Annotated in this window: 18 protein-coding genes and 1 tRNA gene; 11 read left to right on the forward strand and 8 right to left on the reverse strand. The window is 33.9% G+C overall.

Annotation, left to right across the window (positions count from 1 at the left end; genetic code table 11):
* Positions 1-108: 108 nt before the first annotated feature.
* Together ACNQGO_RS09995 and ACNQGO_RS10000 are read right to left on the reverse strand one after the other, a co-directional pair.
* Positions 109-2,931 (reverse strand): sensor histidine kinase, encoded by a 2,823-nt coding sequence (locus ACNQGO_RS09995; protein ID WP_417985170.1) that lies wholly within the window; start codon positions 2,929-2,931, stop codon positions 109-111.
* 3 nt (positions 2,932-2,934) lie between these two features.
* Positions 2,935-3,630 carry a LytR/AlgR family response regulator transcription factor gene (locus tag ACNQGO_RS10000; RefSeq protein ID WP_417985171.1) on the reverse strand — a complete coding sequence of 232 codons (696 nt, stop codon included), beginning with the start codon at positions 3,628-3,630 and terminating at the stop codon, positions 2,935-2,937.
* Between the two features lie 432 nt (positions 3,631-4,062).
* Here ACNQGO_RS10000 and ACNQGO_RS10005 point away from each other — a divergent pair, with 432 nt between their 5' ends.
* Positions 4,063-4,182 (forward strand): T9SS type A sorting domain-containing protein, encoded by a 120-nt coding sequence (locus tag ACNQGO_RS10005; RefSeq protein ID WP_417948271.1) that lies wholly within the window; start codon positions 4,063-4,065, stop codon positions 4,180-4,182.
* A 57-nt stretch (positions 4,183-4,239) separates the two neighbouring features.
* Here the strand turns inward: ACNQGO_RS10005 and ACNQGO_RS10010 are convergent, their stop codons facing one another.
* The 5 genes from ACNQGO_RS10010 to ACNQGO_RS10030 all read right to left on the reverse strand — a co-directional run bounded on the left by ACNQGO_RS10010 (position 4,240) and on the right by ACNQGO_RS10030 (position 11,215).
* Entirely contained in the window at positions 4,240-4,680 is a 441-nt protein-coding gene (locus ACNQGO_RS10010) for a retropepsin-like aspartic protease (protein ID WP_417985172.1), read from the reverse strand.
* Positions 4,677-7,301 (reverse strand): CHAT domain-containing protein, encoded by a 2,625-nt coding sequence (locus ACNQGO_RS10015; protein ID WP_417985173.1) that lies wholly within the window; start codon positions 7,299-7,301, stop codon positions 4,677-4,679. The genes ACNQGO_RS10010 and ACNQGO_RS10015 overlap by 4 nt, the downstream gene beginning before the upstream one ends.
* 145 nt (positions 7,302-7,446) lie before the next feature.
* Positions 7,447-9,399: a PKD domain-containing protein gene (locus ACNQGO_RS10020; RefSeq protein WP_417985174.1), complete on the reverse strand. Its 1,953-nt coding sequence runs from the start codon at positions 9,397-9,399 to the stop codon at positions 7,447-7,449.
* A gap of 208 nt (positions 9,400-9,607) precedes the next feature.
* Positions 9,608-10,585: a hypothetical protein gene (locus tag ACNQGO_RS10025; protein ID WP_417985175.1), complete on the reverse strand. Its 978-nt coding sequence runs from the start codon at positions 10,583-10,585 to the stop codon at positions 9,608-9,610.
* Positions 10,586-10,825: 240 nt separating this feature from the next.
* Positions 10,826-11,215, reverse strand: coding sequence for a hypothetical protein (locus tag ACNQGO_RS10030; protein ID WP_417947984.1), 390 nt, complete (start codon positions 11,213-11,215; stop codon positions 10,826-10,828).
* Between the two features lie 131 nt (positions 11,216-11,346).
* On the opposite strand from ACNQGO_RS10030, the gene ACNQGO_RS10035 reads away from it, so the two are divergent.
* The 7 genes from ACNQGO_RS10035 (at position 11,347) to ACNQGO_RS10065 (ending at position 16,999) form a co-directional block, all read left to right on the forward strand.
* Positions 11,347-11,928, forward strand: coding sequence for an RNA polymerase sigma factor (locus tag ACNQGO_RS10035; RefSeq protein ID WP_417947985.1), 582 nt, complete (start codon positions 11,347-11,349; stop codon positions 11,926-11,928).
* Between the two features lie 6 nt (positions 11,929-11,934).
* A complete protein-coding gene (locus ACNQGO_RS10040) occupies positions 11,935-12,660 on the forward strand; it encodes a tetratricopeptide repeat protein (RefSeq protein ID WP_417985176.1) in 726 nt (241 codons plus the stop codon).
* A gap of 115 nt (positions 12,661-12,775) precedes the next feature.
* Positions 12,776-13,543, forward strand: a complete 768-nt coding sequence (locus tag ACNQGO_RS10045) for a TatD family hydrolase (protein ID WP_417985203.1) — start codon at positions 12,776-12,778, stop codon at positions 13,541-13,543.
* A 65-nt stretch (positions 13,544-13,608) separates the two neighbouring features.
* Entirely contained in the window at positions 13,609-14,745 is a 1,137-nt protein-coding gene (locus ACNQGO_RS10050) for a 1-acyl-sn-glycerol-3-phosphate acyltransferase (protein WP_417985177.1), read from the forward strand.
* The gene (locus tag ACNQGO_RS10055; RefSeq protein WP_417985204.1) at positions 14,735-15,763 is read left to right on the forward strand and encodes an asparaginase; all 1,029 of its coding nucleotides are present in this window, start codon (positions 14,735-14,737) and stop codon (positions 15,761-15,763) included. Before ACNQGO_RS10050 ends, ACNQGO_RS10055 begins: the two co-directional genes overlap by 11 nt.
* Before the next feature lie 55 nt (positions 15,764-15,818).
* Positions 15,819-15,905: transfer RNA gene (locus ACNQGO_RS10060), tRNA-Ser, on the forward strand.
* 368 nt (positions 15,906-16,273) lie between these two features.
* Positions 16,274-16,999, forward strand: a complete 726-nt coding sequence (locus ACNQGO_RS10065) for a porin family protein (protein WP_417985178.1) — start codon at positions 16,274-16,276, stop codon at positions 16,997-16,999.
* On the opposite strand, the gene ACNQGO_RS10070 is transcribed toward ACNQGO_RS10065, so the two are convergent.
* On the reverse strand, positions 16,994-17,599 hold the full coding sequence (locus ACNQGO_RS10070; RefSeq protein WP_417985179.1) for a hypothetical protein: 606 nt from the start codon (positions 17,597-17,599) through the stop codon (positions 16,994-16,996). The genes ACNQGO_RS10065 and ACNQGO_RS10070 overlap by 6 nt on opposite strands.
* Before the next feature lie 408 nt (positions 17,600-18,007).
* Here ACNQGO_RS10070 and ACNQGO_RS10075 point away from each other — a divergent pair, with 408 nt between their 5' ends.
* From ACNQGO_RS10075 to ACNQGO_RS10085, 3 genes are all read left to right on the forward strand, one after another.
* Complete coding sequence (locus ACNQGO_RS10075; protein ID WP_417947523.1) at positions 18,008-20,452, forward strand: bifunctional UDP-N-acetylmuramoyl-tripeptide:D-alanyl-D-alanine ligase/alanine racemase; 2,445 nt, start codon at positions 18,008-18,010, stop codon at positions 20,450-20,452.
* An 86-nt stretch (positions 20,453-20,538) separates the two neighbouring features.
* Positions 20,539-20,955, forward strand: coding sequence for a large conductance mechanosensitive channel protein MscL (mscL, locus tag ACNQGO_RS10080; RefSeq protein ID WP_309756941.1), 417 nt, complete (start codon positions 20,539-20,541; stop codon positions 20,953-20,955).
* A 414-nt stretch (positions 20,956-21,369) separates the two neighbouring features.
* Positions 21,370-22,359, forward strand: a complete 990-nt coding sequence (locus tag ACNQGO_RS10085; protein ID WP_417985180.1) for an aspartate-semialdehyde dehydrogenase — start codon at positions 21,370-21,372, stop codon at positions 22,357-22,359.
* Positions 22,360-22,433: the final 74 nt, after the last annotated feature.

Here is a 22,433-nt window from a genome sequence, read left to right on the forward strand (position 1 = left end):
TTTCAAGATTTTTATATCCGTTAAAACTATGGGAAACTATAAAACAAACCAAAACCATTTAGAATACGGTAGTTTTCATTTAGGCAACGGTAAAAAAAAGTATTTCTATTATAAAATTGTTACTATAAGTACCACTTTGTGACCTTTACGAATGGCATTAGGAAAGGCATCTTGTTGTATTATTGAGAATGTTTTTTCGGGGTAGGACCGTTGTAAAATCTCTATTCTTTCCTTAATAATTAAAATCCCTTTTGAAACATGACTTACATTATTTGGCTTGGTGTGGGTCATCCCATAACCGTTATCAATAACCTCTATGGTTAGCACATCTTTTTTTAAGTAAAAATTTATATCGATCTTTCCGTCATTTTCCTTTAAATGTGAAACACCGTGAAGAATGGCATTCTCTATAAAAGGTTGCACAATCATATTTGGTATTTTAGTTTGATACCTATCAATTTTATCATCAATATTGAAATAAAAATTAAAATTATTGAATCGTACTTTTTCCAGTTCTAAATAAATTTTTAGTCGTTTGATTTCGTCCTCTAAACTAATAAAAGGTTCTGATGCGTGTGATAAAAATAACCGAACCAGTCGCGCCAGTTTTCCTAAATACTCACTACTTTTTTCTTTTTGATTGCTATTTACAAAATATTGGATTGCGTTAAGGGAGTTAAATACAAAATGTGGATTCATCATTGCCGAAAGTGCACTTTGACGCAATTCTGCTACTTTGTTATTAGTGCTAATTTCTTGCTGTTTCTTGCGCTTGATCTTTGTAATTTGATAGCGATAAATAAAATACATGAGCCCCAAAACGAGTATGTTAACTATAAGAATAAACCACCATTTCAGATAGAAAGGAAAAGCTCTATGGATCTCAATTTTATTAGTCGCCCAATCTGAATTGACGTCCTTTACTCGAAAAATCAGTGTGTTTTGCCCATACGAAAGCGATTGGAAATCAACAGTCGTGCTTTGTGAATTTGTCCATGCAGTGGTGTTTATTTTATATTGAATTATTTGATTTTTAGGGGAATTGTAATTTTGAATTACCAGTTTTATCTTGACTAAATTTTGATCAGCAGGTATTTCTAATTTCTTAACTTTTGATTCATAATAAAACACATCAAATATTGGTTTGTCTGATTTTTTTTGAAGTAACACGTTGTTTATTTTTCCTAACCCATCTTTTGTGGCAACTAATAATTCATTATCGAAAAGGGCTACATTGTATACGTCGTTGTTGGGCAAAAAATTGTATTTATTTAAAACTTGATTTCCATTTGCATTTATTTTAAATAATCCATTATTAGTGCATAGATAAACATCCTCACCAATATGTCTTATTTTATGAATTACATCGATATTCATATTGTTGATTTGGGTAATCCTATCTACGATTTTTTCATTATAAACCTTGCAAATACTGTTGTTTGCAGCAATCCACATGGTGTCTTTTATAAAAATAAAATCTTCAATGTACCCTTTGATTTTAAATTTTAAATCCCGTTTTTCAGAAATAAAATTGTCATCAAAAGTTCTGATATTTATTTTTTCGGAATTGTTAAAATAGTACTCATTTTGGTACAAAATAATTTGTTTTATTTTCTCTTTTTTTTGAATTTTTGAACTGATGGATTTATAATCAAATTTTCCTTTTAGTGAAATGTTTATGGATGAATTTCCTGCAAAAACATAATGCTTATCTCGTTCATTTTTTAAAAGTAGTTTACCAGTAACTTTTAATAACTGTAATTTTTTATCCCAATGTATGGGCTCTTTTTGGGGTAAGTATAAAATGGGGACATTGTTGTAGTTGCCGATTTTAATTTCTAAGGATGAGTTTTCTAACAGATTTAATGTCTCGTTTTTATACGAATACAGTCTAAATTTTGAAGAAACAAACAATGATTTTTTATCCTTTGAATTTGCAAATCCGTTGAAATAATTTTCTTTATTCTTAAATCGAAAAGTTTTTATTAAAGTATTTGGAATGCAAAAAAGCCCGTTTTCATTGGTTGCAATCCATATTTTTCCTTTTCTGTCGCAATATAAAAAGTTAATATTTTCAGTTGTGTTCAGTCCTAAATTCTCACTGATGGAGCTCCAGTTATTGTTATTTAAAATAAAAAGTCCTTTACTCTGAATGCTTAGCCAGCAATTGTTTTGAGGATCTACAATAAAGTCATTTTTGTAAATTGGATTTACAGAAAGAGATTGTGGTAGTTTTATTTTTTTTACTAGTACACCCCTAAGATCTATCAAAAAAAGAAAATTTTCATCCAGAACCCAAACATCGTTTTTTGTAAAAACTACTTTATGTATAAATCTGACTTCATTAGGTATTGGTACTTTGTATTTTTTGTAAATCAAATGATTATCTAAAACTTGAATTTCTTTCTTATCCTGCACTAATATGGGAGGAGCTATTTTTTTTGAAATTTTAGAATTTTTAGATCTTGAAATCCTCCAGTCACTTTTGCTTACTTCGCTGTATGCGTAACATTTATTGGTATATCTGTTTTGTAAAGTGTAAAGAAAAAACTTGTCCTTAGTCTCTATAATTTGGGTGTGGTATTCTGAAAATACACTCGTGTTTTGAATCTTATTATTCTCATATTTTTGAAGTTTTGCTCCATAATTAATAAACCAAAGCACTCCTTTTTTATCCACGGTAACAGCCACAATATAAGGATTTATTAATCCGTCTTTAACGTTCAAAGTTTTGAAATTATTTCCGTTAAAGAAAGTCAAGCCATTGTCCGTTCCTAAAATAATCTCTCCGTTTTTATTTTCGGTTATACAATAAATAGAATTGGTTGGCAAGCCATCATCAGTAGTGAAATGGTTGAATTTATATTGAATTTGAGCATAGGAAAAGGATGAAAAAATCGTTGTAAATACTATTAAAAATACACTTTTCATTAATTATTTTTTTAAAAAATCATTTAGTGTTTTGTAATTTCTTCTCGAAACAGGTAATTGTGTTCCTTCATTTAATTCCAAAAAATAAGCTTCTTTGGATACTGTTTTAGAAACAAATTTTAGATTCACAATAAAGGACTTATGAATTCTAAAAAAGTCATTTTTTAAAATGCTTTCAAAATGCTTTAAGGTTTTGGCAACGGTTAGTTTTCTTTTTTTAGTGAGATATATTGTCGTGATATTATCGAAACCTTTTAGATACAAGATTTCATCAAAATCTAAAATAGATTTTCCGCCTTCGTAAGTTAGTGTTAGTTTATTCGCGATGTCAGGTTTATATATTTCAGATACTTTTGCAATAGCAATCTTTAATTCTGAAATAAGTATGGGTTTCAAAATATAATCTAAGGCTCCAACACGAATGGCATTTATTGCAAAGTCTTCGTGTGCGGTGACAAATATTACCTGAAAGTTTCTCACAGGAAACTGAGCTAACAAATCGAATCCATTCTCTACCGGCATTGATATATCTAAAAATAGTAATTGAATAGGATTGTTCTCTAAAAATAACTTTGCATCCTCAGTAGTTTGAAATAATCCTAGAATTTGTATTTCTGGGAAATTTTCAATCAAGATAATTTCTAAATTTTTTAGATTTAGGATTTCGTCATCAACAAGTATAGTTTTAATTTGTGTCATATATTTTCTAAATATAAAAAAAAGTGTTCAGCAAATCATCACTTTAGCATTTTTTTTGAGGGTTACTCAAATGAGATGGTCACCTTTAAGAGCTACTATTGTATTTTAGAAATTGTATGTTGAAGCCTTTTTAATATTAAGAGTTATTAAAAACGATTTGGTAAGTTTTGAATTGAAATAGTAGTTTCATTTGTACTTCAGAAAATAACTAGAAACAGTTGTTTTTGAAGCATTAAAATCAGGAAGTTCCAATTATGTTAACAAGGCTTTTTGGAGTTTGGTTTAAGCCAAATTAAAACAAAAAGATTTCAAATCATGTAAAGAAATCGGCACTAATAAAAGTGCAGATACTAATCACTGATACCTATGCCCATTTATATGCCGAGGAATTTGTTAAGACCGACATGAAATGCTGTAAAGTTCAAAATTAGTATGGGAATATATTGGAGATTTACTGCAACACTTCAAACAAATGAACTTTCAAAAGGAGTTTATATCGTTCGAACAACTATTGACGGAAAAGTAATTATCCAAAAACTGATCAAAGAATAAATTTGTTTGGATTAGTAGTAGAAGTAGAGCGTATTAGTTTTTGATACGCTCTTTTTTTTATGTCATCAAATATAAATAGTGATTGTAATAATCTACAATTCCTTTTCCTTTCATTAAAACATCGGCGCCAATGATTCCATGAACGGGTTTTGCTTTGTGTTGTGTTATTGCTTCATTTACATGTGATAAATCAAAAATAACGAGTTCAAAATTAGAATCTTTCCAAGAACCAAGTTGTAATTTATTTTTTAAAGCCAGTTGTGTAAACATTCCAGTTGCTCCAGCTCCCGCTGCTTTTGTCTTTGATTTTTTAGCTTCTAATGCAAATAAATCGACACTCTCAAATCCCACGCAGCTGTTTGAAGCTCCTGTATCCAGAATAAAATTACCTGCTACACCGTTGATTTTTGCTTTTATCAAAAGATGTTGCGTCTTGGTAATCTTGAATTTTATTTTTTTGTAGTTTTCTTTTTTGAGAATTTTGTCGAGGTTTTTCATTTTTGGAGCTTGTTGTAATACAAAAATAAGCCAATCAGTAGCAACATTCCAATTCCGTAAAAAATATAATTTGTACTTTCAGTCTTATTTGTCAATGCGCCGTAGTACACAAAAGCGCTCCAATAATAGGGTGATTTCTTCGTGTTTGATATGTTTTTATCGGCTAAAAAATCTAGTTTAGACTGGTGATTTGCCTCTAAATAGGAGTTGCCGTTATGGATGTAGGTATAAATTTTGTCCATAAATAAAGCGGTTGTATAATCGTTTACTTTCCAGAGCGAGAATAACAAGTTTTGAGCTCCTGCAAATTGAAATCCTCTGGCAATGCTCATAGCACCTTCTGATTTATATAGTTTTCCAATTCCCGTTTCGCAAGCGCTTAAAACCACTAAATCAGGATTGATATTTAAAGTATACAACTCGGAATATAAGATTTCCTGATCGTAAAATTTTATACTGGCAGGAGTTTCAGTATCTCCCGAAGATGCATGGGTAGACAAATGTAAAATGGAATAGCTACCAGCATTTTCTTTAAAGTTTTTGAATGTAGCTGTGGAGTTTTGAAAGTACTTGCCTTTAAAATTATTTTTTATCGATTGCAATTCTTCTTTAGAATAGGTCAAAGTATAATTAGTTTTCTCAAAGATGGGAAACATACCCAAAACAGTTTTTTCTTGCTGTTGAATTGGTTTTTCATTTAAATAAAATGTGGCCGAATTAGCATATCCAACCGTGAAATCATGGAGTAAATAATGCATTTTAGCAAAATTTGTCGTTGAAGATTCTTTTGTTATCAACGCTTCAAAAGGTAGAAAATTCAAAATGCCATCAGGTATAATGATGAGGTTCTCCGCGATCGTATTTCTAGGTAATTTTAATAATTTATAAGCACTATTTCCATAATAATTATAGCCTGAAATATCATTTGTAATAGAATTAGCACTGCTAAAATAGTGGATAAATTGCATGATTTTTACACTCGTTTCAGCAGAATTGCTAAATGAGTTTAAGGAAATTGTATTATCAAGTATAGTAAAGGAATACATTTTGTTATATCCCGAAAAATATTCTATCAGTGCAGCCTTGTCTTTTTTTAGTTTCAAATGCAAGCTTTTTAAATCGATGTTTTCTTCACTATTAATTTGATTTTTGCCTCTGATTTTTTTTAGCGAAAGCATCAATTCGTTTTGGTTTTTTAAGGCTGCGTTTATTTGCGATACGTTTGCCAAATCTCCTTTTTGTTGTTCTTTTAGAATGGTATTATTCCAATTTTGTAATTGTTCCAATTGTAATTTTTCTTCTCTTGAAGCTGTTTTTTTATTAGAAAGAAAATTTCTTAAAACTCCAGATTTGGTTCGTTCCGCAAGTTGGAAAGCCTTTTCTATATAGGCGATTTTATTTTCTTTTTGGTACAGAGCCTCGTATATAGAAAGGCATTTTTCGGTACGATTTCTAATGCGAATTTGGCTAATAATTTTAGAGTTTTCATAAACGAGTAAGTTGGCAAACAAATCTTCGATTTGAAACGAATGTGCATAAGCTTGTAAGGCTTTTTTGGGTTGATTTTGTTCTAAAAAAATAACCGCCTGCAAATCAAGTGCGTCCAATAAAATTGTTTCGGCATAAAGGGATTTTGAGTTGGGTAAAATGCTTATTCGGTTAGAATAATTAGGAATTAATATCTTGAAAACATCAGAAATAATTTCGGTCGCTTCACCATATTTTTTTTGTTCCAATAACAAATTAGCTTCTTCGTATCTGAATTTGGCTAGTTTTTGAGGAGATACATTGGGGATTTCAGAAAAATAGTTGTTAGCTTTTTTAAAATAGGAATTAGCCAACTCGATTTTTCGCCATTGCAAATTCAATGCAGCTAAGTTTCGATAACAATTTGCAAGTGTTTCAGATTGCGATTTTTCAAATTGCAACAATTGGATTGCAGCAAAATAGGTTTTTTCTATTTTGTTGAAAATACTAGGAATTGGTTTAGATGAATTAGAGTGTTTATAGCTCCATACATAATTATTGCCCAAATTATTCAGTAGAATTCCTTTTTGAATGTTTGATAATCGCTCTGTTTGAATCGTTTTTTCAAGTAATTCTATTGCTAATAAACTTCGCCCAGAACTTTGATACACATTAGATAAATTTAAAATTGCTGCTAATTTCTGTTGCTGATTTTTAGCATTAGATGCAAGATAGAAGTATTGTTTAATAGTACTTTCTGCATTGTCGTAATCGCCTACAATGGTATATAAATTCCCCAATGGTTTCAAGCAAAACTCAACAATATCGTAATTTGTTAATTTATTTTTTTGAAAAACTTCTAAGGCTTTTTCATAACTGGAAATAGCTTGATTGGTTTTGCCAAATTGATTTTCATAGTAGGCTTTGTTGCAATTTAGAACAACGTAAGCCAAGAGAGTATTTTTGTTAGATGTCGCATCGAGCACAGTTGAGATGCTTTTATGAAACGTTTCTAATGTATTTAAATTTTCTTCAGTAGGATTTGCGGTAAACGCATCAAGGGCATTGTATATCCTATCTTCTACTGTATTTGGTTTTTGTCCAAAAATAGTTAGCGTGGTAAACAGTAGAAGAAGAAAAATATTTTTAACCATATAAGGAATGTAAGGTCATTTAAGTGTTGACTTTTGGGAGTATAATAGTGTGATAATTTCGTAATCGCACTTAATTATCACCTTAGATTTTAAAGATCGTAACGTAAAAAATCAGTGAGAATCCTTACCGCTAATTAGTTTTTTTCTAAAATTTCCAAATCCCATACAACTGAAAATAACTAAAATTTTCTTTAAAGTTTATAACATATCTTGCGCCTAAACTTGGACCAATTCTAGCAGCTCCAAGGGTTAAGTCTAAGATGAGACCACTTTTAATACTAGTAAAAGATTGAGAAGAAGCTGAAGATTCTGAACGAGTGCTGATCAAAAATTTATCGGTAATGCCTTCGTAGTTTTCTATTTTTTGGTTTGTATTTTGTTTGGCAGAAGCATTAATATTGGCTTGTACTCCTGCACCAACGCCAATGTAATTGTTGATGTTGTAGCGCAGCAATATAGGAACTTCCCAATTAACGTTTTCGTTACTTGTATTTGTGGTAGTGCGTTGCAATTGTCTGACTCCGTTTGGCGTCACTACAATTTCTTCTTGTTTTACAGTTGTATTAGAGTACGTATTTAGGCTATTTAAAAATTCTGCTTGCCAGTAATATCTGTAGGATTTAAAAGGCGAAACCGTTGTGCCCATAAAATAACTTTTAGAATTTTCTAAACTGGGATACCAGTTATATCCTGTTTTAATCCCTACAGAAATTCCCGGAAGGAATCGAGTGGTAGCATAATTGGTTAGGATAGGATCGTTCTTATCAAAAATAATTGCGGTTCTACTTTTGGTTTTTATTTTGTGAAAATCTTCACTGAACTTCATCGAGTATTTGACAAATCCTTTGGTGCTGTCAATTTCTTTGACATTTTTTTGGTTGCTGCCTGGAAGATAAATGTTTTTGAAAGTGAAAATGATTTGGTTTTGTTTTATGATTGTATCCAAGCAGCTCACGGTTGGTATTTCGTCTTTGGGACAAATAGGGCATTTGGGATACATATCCTCTATTTGAAAAGTTTTCTTGTCTAGCATAATCGGAATATCGGTTTCAAGTCGGATCATTCTTGCGGGCCCTTCACCGTTATTTTGAAAACGAGTTTTAAAATTCACCCTTTTAAAGCGGACCAATCTATAATTCATAAAGCTTCCGTTGGAGCCCATCTTATTTGGATCGTGAGAAGTTACAATTTCCATCTCCAGATTTTTAATCTTGTGGTTTTTAAAGCTTCGATTGGGGACAAATATACCGCGCATGGTAATCGTTGCACTAGTATCTTTAATCATTTCTGGAGTAGTTTGGAAAGTATAAAAAACATTGCGGGTTTCACTAGGATCGCAATCGTCAAATTCTAGAATAGAAACATTTTTATAGGTTTCGTTTGCTATTTTTAAACTTGCATCTAAGTCTTCTTCTGATGAAGTGTTTTTGTGTTTTTTGGCTGGAGCCAAAGGAGAGTCGGAAGCCAAATAGGAATCTGAATTGTCTAAGTCGTTTAGAGATACAATCGAATTTTCTTTGATTTCTCGTTCACCGGAATGTGTCCTGAAGTCAACCAATTCAAAATTATTGTTTTTGAATTGTTTTTCATTGTAAAAAAGATAGAGTTTACCATTAGAAACATAGTTTTCCATATTTTGATAACTCACAATTACCACGATTTCTTGCTCCGGTATTGGATCTCTATTTTTTTGAATTATAAACCCATTTTGTTCTTCTATAGATGCAATATTTTTATAGGAATCAGTATCTATTTCATTTACAACGACTTTTTTAGGCCTGGTTGCTGGAGGTTTTCCGTTGTCATAATTATTAGTTACGGTCAATCGGGAAGTATAGGTTCCTTTTTTTTTGTAGGTGTGTTTGGGTTCGGCGTCTTTGCTGTAATGACCATCTCCTAATTCCCATAAATAGGAATAACTGGGTTTAGGTGCGCCAGCAATAGGGATAAGAGGCGGAGTTTCTGGTTTGAAAGAAACGAGATTCCCTTTTTGGTTGTAATTAATAGAAGCTCTGCGGGTGACTGTATCTTTGACTTTTGCTTGCGAAAACAACAGCGTTGACCAAAGGCAAACGGCGAATACTAAAAGTGGTTTCATATTCTGGTTTTTTTAGCCCTGATAGCAGTGGAAATCCTTTTTATTGGCCTTTTTGGCGAATAAAAAGATTGCAACGGATAGCAGGATTAGCTCCTAAGAACTAACTTATTTGGTTTGAAATTGGCATTGGTGACTGTTAAAAATCTTTTAAATGTAAAAAAAAGTGGTGAGCAAATCACCACTTTTCTTTAAAAATATATTTTGTAAGTTATTGAATCGCATTGATTGCAGCTATTAATTGGGCTTCGGTACCTATGCTAGTTTCAGCAAGAGTAAAATTGTAAATGGCTCCCGTAGCAACTGTAACTCCTTTGATAGCATATTTCCATTGGCCATTTTCTTCTGTTACAAATATGATGTGACACGCTAAACCAACAGGTATTTGTCCGTAGTGCTCACTAAATAATCCAGCAGCAGTGAAGGTGTCTAATTTTGCAAGAGCATTTGTACCTTCTCCATCATAAGATAAGTAAATAGCACTATTGGAATTGTCATATCCTTCTGGAGCACCCACAAGAATTGATGTTTTAGGTCTTGGGTCGCTATAAAAACGATCTACATTAGTCCAGCCAAAGTTTCCAAAAGAAACGTAATATCCGTTCTGCATAGCTTCTACACCGCCTTTTACACCATTAGCTCCTGTAGCATCTCGAGCATCTTTCCACGCTAGTTCATCTTTAGTATCAATAACGCCTTCCCACAAAGTCATTAACGCATCTCTACCACCGGTTAACGTATTAGGAACGTTAAGGATAATGTTAGCAGTAGTTTTTAAATCGACTCCGCCTTGACTTGCTTTGATGAAAAATTCACCGCCAGATTTTAGCATGGCATGACTTCCGTCTGTTTTAATTCCCATTGTAGGTTTGTTAGTAACTAACATAGATCCTTTGTCAAATAACTCTACGTAAGTGATATCAATTGGTCCTGTTACAGGACTTCCGTTTTTAGTAAGTGCGTTTCCGTTTATGGTAATTGATACTCCTTTTGCTGATGTCAAGCTGATGGTTCCGCTTCCTGCTGTTGCAGTAAATTTTTGTGTTTTGCCTGTTAAAGCGTCTTTTGTAATAGCAGTAAATTCGGCTGCTGATGGTGGCGTGCTTGCCATTTCGTCATCGTTGTTACAGCTTACTAATGCAATTGTTGCTAAAAATACTAATCCGATGTTTTTAAAATTTGTTTTCATAATTTCTAATTTTTAAATTGTTGTTCACTTGTTTTTTAATAGATACTTTTTGGTTTGAAATTGTTACCCTGTTTTTCGATTTTTTTTATTTGTTGATTTTATGGGCTTCTTTACTATATCAATTCGATGTACAATTTGTTACCCCTGATTTTAATTTTTTTTTCATCTAGTAATTATAGCCCAAAGTTTACTGATGAAAGTGACTCCTGTTTTATTCAATTGACCATAGTTTAGGATGTGTTACACTTTTTTATTTGCTTTTAAATCATACGTCGCTATTTGAGGTTTTCCATTAGATGACTGGCTTTTTGGAGGAAAAGGATTTCCATCATCCTGACCGTTTGGTTTTGTAGTCCTTTCGTTAGTTTGATTACTTTTAGTTCTTGTTTTTAAAACTTGAACAGGCTCTTTGCTTTCGCCAGAAACAGAAAGCATTGTACCTTGTGAGGTATTATCTTTAAAATAAGGATTGTTTTGTGCGCCAGTAGTTGACAAATTGCTTTTTGCTTTTGCATCGTTTTCTTGTGTTTGTTTTTCTGTTTGTGCAAAACCAATTGTTGTTGCTAAAACCAATAGAAGACAAGTTCTATTAAAAACATTTTTTTCTGAATTTTGATTCGTTGATTTCATGATTTCTAACTTTTAAATTGGTGTTAATTATTGATGTATACCGTTATATCAACTTGGTTTTGTATTTGTTACCCCTTTAATCTGAATTTATTTCAGATTCTTTTTTACATTAGCACATAAATATTTTTTATATGACTAAAACTACGCTTCATCCCGACCAGATGTATATTGAAGGACTTGCGAATAACAACTCGGCAGTTATTCAATCCATCTATAAAAAGTTTGTTCCTAAAGTTGTTGCTTATATTAGGAACAATTCAGGTGATGAAGATCAGGCCCAAGATGTAGTTCAAGAAGTGCTTATACTCTTGTTTAATCAGGCCAAAGCCAAAAAACTGCAGCTCACCTGTCCGTTTGATGCATACTTTTTTTTACTCTGCAAAAGAAAATGGTTAAATGAGTTGAAAAAATCAGCTAATAAAGGGGTAACATTACAAGAGGATTTCACATCTACTACTGAATCCACACAAGTAATGCTTGCCGAAACGGAACTTTTCGATGAGAAACAACAACTTTTCGATTTGATGTTTCAAAAATTAGGCGACAAATGTAAAGAAGTTTTACAGTTGAGTTTTTCTTTACAATCGATGGAAGAAGTGGCCCAAAAACTGAATGTGACCTACGGTTATGTCCGCAAGAAAAAATCCTTGTGTACAGGACAGCTCACTCAGTGGATTCAAGAAACCAATCGCTTTAAATCATTAAAAAATTAACTAGCCATGAACGAGGAACAATATATCGTATTTGATCAATACCTTCAGGGAGAATTGTCTCGTGAAGAACAGTCGCTGTTCGAGAAAAACTTAATCGAAAACCCAGAGTTGGCATCGGCATTCGAAACTTTTCAAGAAATACAAGGACAATTAGCAAATAAATTTGGAATCGAGCAAGAGCGAAATGCTTTCATAGCAAATCTGAAAACCATTGCAAGTAACCAGTCTGAAACCAATCGTCCAAAAGTGGTGTTTTTTAAACCGTGGATGTACGCCGTGGCAGCGTCGGTTGTTGTAATGATGGGATTGTTTGTTTCTCAATTTAATTCCAATCCAAATTTTGAGGATTATAACCAACACGAAAATGCTTATTTTACGGAGAGAAGTGAAGCAGATGGTACCTTAAAAAAAGCGGAGATTGCATTTAATGCCAAAGAGTATGCAACGGCAATTCCTATTTTTGAAGCACTCTTAAAAGTAAATAAAACTCCTGAAATTCAGTATTTTTATGGAATAGCTTTGTTAGAAAACAACAATATAAAAGAATCTCAAGTTGTTTTTAAAGCACTGCAATCAGGAAATTCCATTTATGTAAACAAGGCTATTTGGAGTTTGGCTTTGGCCAAATTAAAACAAAAAGACTACACATCCTGTAAAGAAATCTTATTGACTATTCCTTCGGATTATGAAGATTATGATCAAGTTCAGGATTTGATTCAACAACTAGATTAGGATGCTGTTGCAACGATTTTCACTATCATTTTACCATTTCCTTTGTGCTAAATTGTGGCATCTTTAGGTAATAGTTGTAATTTTGCAGCCTTAAACGATACCATTGGAAGCACAGATAACAATTACCGATACGCATACCCATTTATATTCAGAGGAATTTGATCAAGACCGAAATGAAATGATGCAACGCGCTTTGGATGCAGGTGTTTCTAAATTTTTTATTCCTGCAATCGATTCTACGTGTACACAAGCCATGTACGACTTAGAAAACGATTATCCTGAAAATGTATTCTTGATGATGGGACTGCACCCAACGTATGTGAAGGATAATTTTTTGGAGGAATTACAACATGTGGAGGACGAACTAGCCAAACGAAAATTCTATGCAATTGGCGAAATTGGTATCGATTTGTATTGGGATAAAACCCATTTGCCTCAGCAGCAAATCGCCTTTAGAAAACAAATCCAATTGGCAAAGCACTACAAACTACCTATCGTGATTCACTGTAGAGAGGCTTTTAATGAAATATTCGAAATTTTAGAGGAAGAAAAGTCGGATGATTTATTTGGAATTTTTCATTGCTTTTCGGGGACGTATGAGCAGGCATTACAAGCGATTTCGTACAACATGAAGTTGGGAATAGGCGGCGTGGTGACTTTTAAAAATGGAAAAGTAGATCAGTTTTTGAATCAAATCGAACTAAAGCACATCGTTCTAGAAACAGATTCCCCTTATTTAGCACCAGTTCCGTACCGCGGTAAAAGAAATGAAAGCAGTTATATTGTTAGTGTAGTCGATAAGTTGGCTCAAATTTATGGCCTTTCGGCAGATGAAATTGCGGCAATTACCACAGCAAATTCGAAAGCTATTTTTGGGATTTAAACTAGAATTTACCTTATTTTGATATTTTTTTTGTTCATTTGCCCACACAAAAATTGAGAACCAAAATGCAGAAATTTGACGCTATTCGGCCTTTTTATGATTCCGAAATAAACGAAGCTCTTCAAAACGTAGTGAATCATCCTATGATGAAAGCATTGATGAACTTTACTTTTCCAGATGTTGCTGATGAGGTGTGGAAAGAACAACTTCGAAAAACGCACTCCATTAGGGATTTTCAGTGTAATTTTATTTACCAATCTGTACAAAGAGTACTGGAAAAAAGTTCAGATGGCTTAACGACCTCTGGTTTTGAAAACTTACAACCCAATACTTCCTATTTATTTATATCCAATCATCGGGACATTTTATTAGATACAACCTTGCTAAATACGGCTCTGTTTGAGCATGGTTTGGTCATGACAGCATCGGCTATTGGTGATAATTTAGTCAAAAAGGCGTTTTTGAACACTTTAGCAAAACTAAACCGAAACTTTTTAGTACAACGCGGCTTAACGCCAAGAGAGATGTTGCAGAGTTCAAAATTATTGTCGGAATATATCGGGAACTTGTTACAGCATGAAAACCGCTCTGTTTGGATTGCGCAACGTGAAGGTAGAACCAAGGACGGCAATGATGAAACCAATCCAGGTGTTTTGAAAATGCTCGGAATGGGTTCTGATGAAAAAAACTTAATGGATTATTTCAAAAAAGTAAAAATTGTTCCGGTTTCTATTTCCTATGAGTACGATCCTACTGATGCGTTGAAAATGCCACAATTAATGGCTGAGGCCAATAATGAAGTGTATGTCAAGGAAAAAAACGAGGATTTCATGACGATTCTTAGTGGTGCTCTAGGGCAAAAAAGACGCATTCATATTCACGTAGGCAAAGTTTTAGATACTGAAATTGATGCTATCAAGGCCGATAATGACAGTTCTAACAAGCAAGTAGTCGCTTTGGCACAAGTTATAGATGATGCTATTTTAAGTAATTACCAGCTTTGGCCAACTAATTTTATTGCCTACGATATTGTACACAAAACAGATCGATACGCACATTTATACAGCGAAAATGAAAAATCATTATTTGAACGTCGTCTTGAAATGCGAATTGATCATGACAACCCAGTCGCTCTAGAGGGCTTTTTGGCTATGTATGCCAATCCTGTTGTTAGTACTTTAAAATACCATGATGTCGTATAAAGCTAAAATACTTTTGCTCTATACTGGCGGAACCATCGGTATGAGCAAGGATTTTGAGACAGGCGCGCTCAAAGCCTTCAATTTTAGTAAATTATTGCAACGCATACCAGAGCTGAAACAGTTGGATTGTGCCATTGAAACCATTTCATTTGAAAATCCTATTGATTCCTCTAACATGAATCCAGCGGAATGGACCAAAATCGCCACCGTAATTGCTGATAACTACAAGCTGTTTGATGGTTTTGTGGTACTTCATGGTTCTGATACGATGTCTTACAGTGCATCAGCATTGAGTTTTATGCTCGAAAATTTAGCGAAGCCTGTGATTTTTACAGGTTCTCAATTGCCAATTGGCGATCTGCGTACGGATGCCAAAGAAAATTTAATCACGGCTATCCAAATCGCTTCATTGCGAAATGAAAATGGACCAGTAATCAGTGAAGTAGGGCTTTATTTTGAATATAAATTATACCGCGGGAACAGAACGACCAAGATTAATGCAGAGCATTTTAAAGCATTTACGTCACCTAATTATCCACAATTAGTAGAGTCAGGTGTGCATTTAAAATGGAGCGCTGATCTTTTTTTACCCAAAAGTGCTACTAGTGAAATTATAGTTCACAAAAACTTAGATACGAATGTAGCCATTATAAAAATGTTTCCTGGGATTAGTGAAGCTGTGCTGGAGGCTATTTTGAATATTCCAAATCTAAAAGGGATTGTTTTAGAAACCTATGGTGCAGGCAACGCACCAACCGAAGATTGGTTTCTAAATCTATTAAGAAAAGCAATTTCAACAGGTTTACACATCGTGAATGTTACACAATGTTCTGGCGGAAGTGTCAATATGGGACAATACGAGACCAGTACTGGTATGAAAGAAATAGGAGTAATCTCTGGAAAAGACATCACCACCGAGGCTGGAATTACAAAATTGATGTATTTATTGGGGCAAAATATTCCTGCAAAGGATTTCAAAACCGTGTATGAGACTTCTTTACGAGGTGAAATGATATAATATTAGATTTTACTTTTCTAAACCAGTTTTTTTTGTGTTATTTGCAAACCAAAATAGAGAGGTGTCCGAGTGGTTGAAGGAGCTAGCCTGGAAAGCTAGTATGTGGGTAACTGCATCGTGGGTTCGAATCCCATCCTCTCTGCAAAAAAATAATGTTTCCTGTAAGGGGAGCATTTTTTGTTTTATGGCGTGGCAAACTTTTTAATTTGTCTAAGCCATAAAACAAAAAAAGATCAGGCATGAAGTGCCGAGCATTAATTATTTGAGAGATGTTCTTTCGGGTTAAAACTGGTCTTTCAAGTTTTTTACTAAACTTGAAAAATAAGGTGATCAAAACCATGAAAAGAACCTCCATAAAGTCTATTTTCTTGATTTACTCATTTCAGTAGCGTTTTTAATAATCAATTAATCTTGCTTTATTTACAAGGAATACGTTTTTTAAAACCTTCAAAATTCTATATTTATAGCGTTACATCACTAAAGTTGTTTAAATTTGGTGCAACAACCCTAATGGCACATTTAATCCACATCCATATGCGTATTTTTCTAAGTTGTTTGCTGCTGTTTTCGGTTTTTAATGTTTTTTCGCAAGAAAACACAGTGGCTGAAAGTATTACAGAAAAAAAGGTAGATTCCTTATACCGCGAAGATCAGTTTTATTTTAGCATTACGTATAATATTTTGAGGGACAAACCAGCCAGTTTGTCCCAAGCTAAGTTTTCATCAGGATTCTCGGTAGGATTTTTAAGAGACATGCCCATTAATAAGTCTAGAACGGTTGCTGTTGCCTCTGGTGTGGGTTTCACCTACAACAACTTCAATCAAAATTTAGCGATTGCCACTGTGGGAGACAAGCAGGTGTATAGCTACATTGATGCCGAAACAACGTACAACAAAAACAAATTTTCGCAACTCTCCATAGATGTTCCATTGGAGTTCCGTTGGCGAACATCGACTTATGCGAGTCACAAATTTTGGCGCATTTACAGCGGATTAAAACTGAGTTATTTGCTCTACGACTACTCTATTTTTGATGGTTCTGGCGGCAAAGTGACTGTTACTGGCAATACCGATTTCAACAAAATACAATACGGAACGTACATCTCTGCGGGATACAACACCATTAATTTATATGCGTATTATGGTTTGAATTCATTGTTTAAATCAGCTCAAGTAAATGGCGAGCCAGTAAACGTGAAGGCCCTAAATATTGGAATCATATTCTATATTTTATAACCAAAGAACAAGTAAAAGTAACTGTGGTACCGCGCCTAAAACAAACCCAAGTATGAGCTCAGTATTGGTATGGGCTTTCATTTCTAAACGGGAGGAAGCCACAAATCCATTCAGGAGGAGGAGCACAGTGATTAAAACAGTATTTGGATTTTGAAAATGCAAACTCAGTCCAATTATAAAGACCGTTAACGAACTGATGGAGATCATGTGAAGACTCGCTTTTATATTGGCAAATAAAAGAATAAGGGCCAATAATGTACTCAAAAGTGCCGCTAAAAGGAAAAAATGCAACTCGGGATACCGGTCAATAGTAATGCTTTTTTTTACCAAAATAATCAGCAAAAAACAATGAATCAGTAACGGAATTTTTCGTTGGGATGCCTTGGCAAGCATTATAGAGTCTATGGTACCAGCTGTTTTTAGTAATAAAAAAACCAACAAAGGCAATAACACCGTTACCACCACAACTTGAAAAAACACAAATAATTTTTCCTGACTTGTAAACTCACTATCGGTAAAGAACAAGTAAAACAATGCGGCCATAGCCGGAATGAATATCGGATGGAAAACATAAGAAAACAAAGGAATAATTTTTTTCAAAGCATCTACTTTTAGCTAAAAACAAATATAAGTACTCTGTAAAAATAGTAAAACAATTGCTACTGTTTCGTGATAGAAATATAAAATATCGCGTGGTACAATCCATTCGGCGATATTCTTTTGGGCGTGTCGCGTTGTCTCGGCAAAAAGCCGCTACAAAGCGTCGGGCTTTCTGTTCCCGCTTTTTACAATCCCCTAAAAACGGGATTTTAAAAGAGCTCCACTACAATCCCTCACGCAAAAAAAAGACGTTCAATATAAAAAACGCGATCTCTTTTTTACATTTAGCCAGTATGTGTAGCGCTTCATTTTGAAAAGAAATGGTATTTTTGATTATCTTTTGTGTAATCCAGTGGTATAAACAATACCTCATACATCAAGAACTTATTTCAATCTTTTTCTATTTTCATGAGCAATAAAATTCTAAAAAGTATTCAAAACAGCACTTCATCTTTTGTGGGTAATGCTGCAGCTATAAAGCTAGACAACATTTCTATAGACAGCCGCTCGCTACAAAACGGCGTACAAACCTTGTTTTTTGCATTGGTAGGACCCAATAATGATGCGCATGCATACATCAAGGAATTGATTGCAGTAGGAGTGCAGAATTTTGTGATTACCCATATTCCAGAGGGATGTAAAGGAAATGCTAATTTCTTTGTTGTCGAAAATACTACGCGTGCTTTACAAGAATTTGCTGCCAATTATCGCGGCTTTTTTAATTTCCCTATCATCGGGATAACGGGGAGTAATGGCAAAACGATTGTAAAGGAATGGTTAAATTTTTTATTGAGCCCGGATTATAACATCATCCGAAGTCCAAAGAGTTACAACTCGCAAATTGGTGTTCCGCTGTCTGTTATTGCAATCAACGAGCAACACAATCTAGGTATTTTTGAAGCCGGAATTTCAACGGTTTCCGAAATGGAAAAATTAGAGCAAATTATCAAGCCTACCATTGGAATTCTAACAAATATAGGAACAGCGCACGATGAAGGTTTTGCCAACAGTCAAGAAAAGATAAAAGAAAAATTAAAACTTTTTGAACACGTTCAAGTTTTAATGTACCATAAAAACGAAAGTATTGATGCGCATGTCAAGCCAAACATAAAAACATTTACTTGGAGTTGGAATGATGCTGTTGCCTCAGTTTTAGTTTCCAAGAAAGTTGTTTTAGAGAATGTTATTTTGAAAATTCAATTGGGCAAAAAGCAGTTCGATGTCAAAATTCCATTTCAAGATGAGGCATCAATCGAGAATGCCATCTCTTGTTTGATGGTTTTGCTGTATTTTGAATACGATGAAGCGACTATTCAAAACCGAATGGAATTGTTATATCCCGTAGAAATGCGCTTGAAAGTCAAAAACGGAATCAATAATTGCAGCATCATCGATGACAGTTATAGTTCTGATTTTCAATCCTTAAAAATAGCATTGGATTTTCTAGAAAGTCAAAAACAGTATAAAAAGAAAACCGTGATTTTGTCTGACATTTTTCAAAGTGGTTTGCCTAAGGATGAGTTGTATGATAAAGTGGCAGATTTGATTATTGCTCATAAAATTGATCGTGTCATCGGAATTGGTGAAACCATTTCGGCATTCAAAACTAAATTTGCGAATGCAGTTACTTATGAAAATACAGCTAGTTTTATAACTGATTTTGATACGTTAGATTTCAACAACGAAACCATTCTGATCAAAGGCGCGAGGACTTTTCAATTTGAAGAAATTGTTTATTTGCTAGAAGAGAAAACACACGAAACAGTTTTAGAAATTAATTTGAATGCGATAAGTCATAATTTAAATTTTTACAAATCGAAGCTGAAACCGCAGGTGAAAATGATGGTGATGGTAAAAGCGTTTGGTTATGGCAATGGCGGACTCGAAATTGCAAAATTACTCGAGCATCACAAAGTAGATTACTTGGGTGTGGCTTTTGCCGATGAGGGAATTGCGCTAAAAAATGGTGGAATTACGTTGCCTATTATGGTACTTAATCCAGAAAACACTAGTTTTTCAGCTATAATTCAACACCAATTAGAACCAGAAATATACAGTCTCAAAGGATTGCATGCTTTTATTAAATTAGCCAAACAAAAAAACTTAGATCATTTTCCTATTCATATAAAAATAGATACTGGTATGCATCGATTGGGTTTTGAGGAAAATACCATCACTGAGTTGATTGCTGCGCTACAAGGAAATGAAACAGTTCAGATAAAAAGTATCTTATCGCATCTCGCGACCAGCGATGATCTCGAACATATGGATTTTGCAAATACTCAGATTGCATTATTCGAAAAATTATCCTCAAAGCTGCTTCTTGAATTGCAAATAAAACCGTTGCGGCACATTCTAAATACGTCAGGAATTAGTAATTTCAAAAACGCACAATATGATATGGTTCGATTGGGAATTGGATTGTACGGTGTGTCAAATGATGCCGAAGAACAAAAACAACTCGAAAATGTAGGTACATTAAAATCGATCATTTCACAAATAAGAACGATCTCGGCGGGAGAAAGTGTAGGATACGGGCGCCGTTTCATGGCCAATAAAACAACTACAATCGCTACAATTCCTATTGGGTATGCAGATGGAATCTCGAGAAGTTGGGGCAATGGTGTGGGACATGTTATGGTCAAAAATAATAAAGCCTCAATTGTTGGCAGCATTTGTATGGATATGCTAATGATTGATGTTACGGGAATCAATTGCAATGAAGGCGATGTTGTTATAGTTTTTGGTAAAAACCCTACAGTGAATTACATTGCTGAAAAATTAAATACTATTTCCTATGAAATTTTAACCAATATTTCTCAGCGTGTTAAACGAATATTTTTCAGGGAATAAATGTCGCTGTAGTAGTTTCTTTGCTAATGTGTTAAATTTTAAGTAGGTTAGCAACTTCAAATAATTATAAACTTAAACTATTTTCTATGGGATTTTTTGGTGATTTTAAGGCTTCTTTAATGAAAGGAGACGTTTTAAGCTTAGCAACGGCAGTTGTTATTGGTGGTGCTTTTGGTAAAATAGTTGGTTCAGCTGTTGATGATGTCATTATGCCAATCGTTGGATTACTTACTGGTGGAATCGATTTCACAAAAAAGTTCGTAACACTAGATGGTAATAGTTATGCTGATTTAGCGGCTGCAAAAGCGGCCGGTGCTGCGGTGATAACTTATGGAAATTTAGTGCAAGCTATTATTAACTTTGTTATTATTGCTTTCTTTATTTTTGTGGTGCTACGAGCTGCTGAAAAAGCAAAGAAAAAAGAAGTGGTTGTTGTTGCGGCTCCAGCTGGACCTACACAAGAAGAGCTATTAACGCAAATTAGAGATTTGTTAAAAAAGTAATTTCCGCTACATTATATATTCTAATTTATCCTGAATACATTTCAGGACTAAACCGCTTCGTAACCGAGGCGGTTTTTCTTTAACAGTGTGTCTAAAACAGTATCGGCTTTTTTACCATTAAGAAATTAAGATACATTGAGAAGCATTTAAAAACTTGATTTTCTTAATTTCTTAATGGTTCAAAAGTTATATAAAACGTTATTTCACAAGTTTCGCTATGCAAAAAGGAACAATTACTAGAGACAATTGTACTTTTTATTTTCATGCCTTTATTCAAATGTTACAAATTAAACATTTTGTTATTTTTTGTGAACCCACTTGTTTTGATTTCAATATTACTTACTTTTGTACTTCAAATTTAATATTCACCCGAGCTTGAAAGTCGAACGGACGAAGTAATACTAAAAATATACTATGAAAATAGCAGTTGTAGGAGCCACAGGAATGGTAGGCGAGATCATGTTGAAAGTTTTAGCCGAAAGAAACTTCCCAGTAACAGAATTAATTCCAGTAGCATCAGAACGTTCTGTAGGCAAAGAGATTGATTTTAAAGGTCAAAAATATACCGTTGTGGGGTTGCAAACTGCTGTTGACATGAAAGCAGATATTGCTTTATTCTCCGCAGGTGGTGATACTTCATTAGAGTGGGCTCCAAAATTTGCGGCAGCAGGAACTACGGTTATCGATAATTCATCGGCTTGGAGAATGGATCCAACTAAAAAATTAATTGTTCCAGAAATCAATGCAAGCGAATTAACAGCAACAGATAAAATCATCGCTAATCCAAACTGCTCTACCATTCAAATGGTTTTGGTATTGGCTCCCTTGCACAAAAAATACAACATTAAACGTGTGATTGTTTCTACATATCAATCCATCACTGGTACAGGCGTAAAAGCGGTACAGCAACTCGAAAATGAATACGCAGGTGTTCAAGGAGAAATGGCCTATAAGTATCCTATTCACCGTAACGCGATTCCACAATGTGACTCTTTCGAGGACAACGGATATACTAAAGAAGAGATGAAATTGGTTCGAGAAACTAAAAAAATATTAGGGGATAATACCATTGCTGTTACGGCCACTGCGGTTAGAGTACCAGTAGTAGGCGGACACAGCGAAGCAGTAAATGTTGAGTTTACAAATGATTTTGATGTAAATGACGTGAGAAATATTTTGCATCATACCGATGGAGTAGTAGTTCAAGACAATACAGACACGTATACGTATCCAATGCCTTTGTACGCAGAAGGAAAAGATGCTGTTTTTGTAGGTAGAATTCGTAGGTGCCTAAGTCAGGAAAACACCTTGAATATGTGGATTGTAGCAGACAACTTGAGAAAAGGTGCGGCTACAAATACCATTCAAATTGCTGAATATTTGATTGCAAATAAATTGGTGTAAGTTATACTTAATGTTAATGATACAAGGCGAACTACTGACATAAAACAGCTAGTTTGTTAAAAAACTACAACTTT

Source organism: Flavobacterium frigidum (genome assembly GCF_048286735.1).
Lineage (GTDB): Bacteria > Bacteroidota > Bacteroidia > Flavobacteriales > Flavobacteriaceae > Flavobacterium.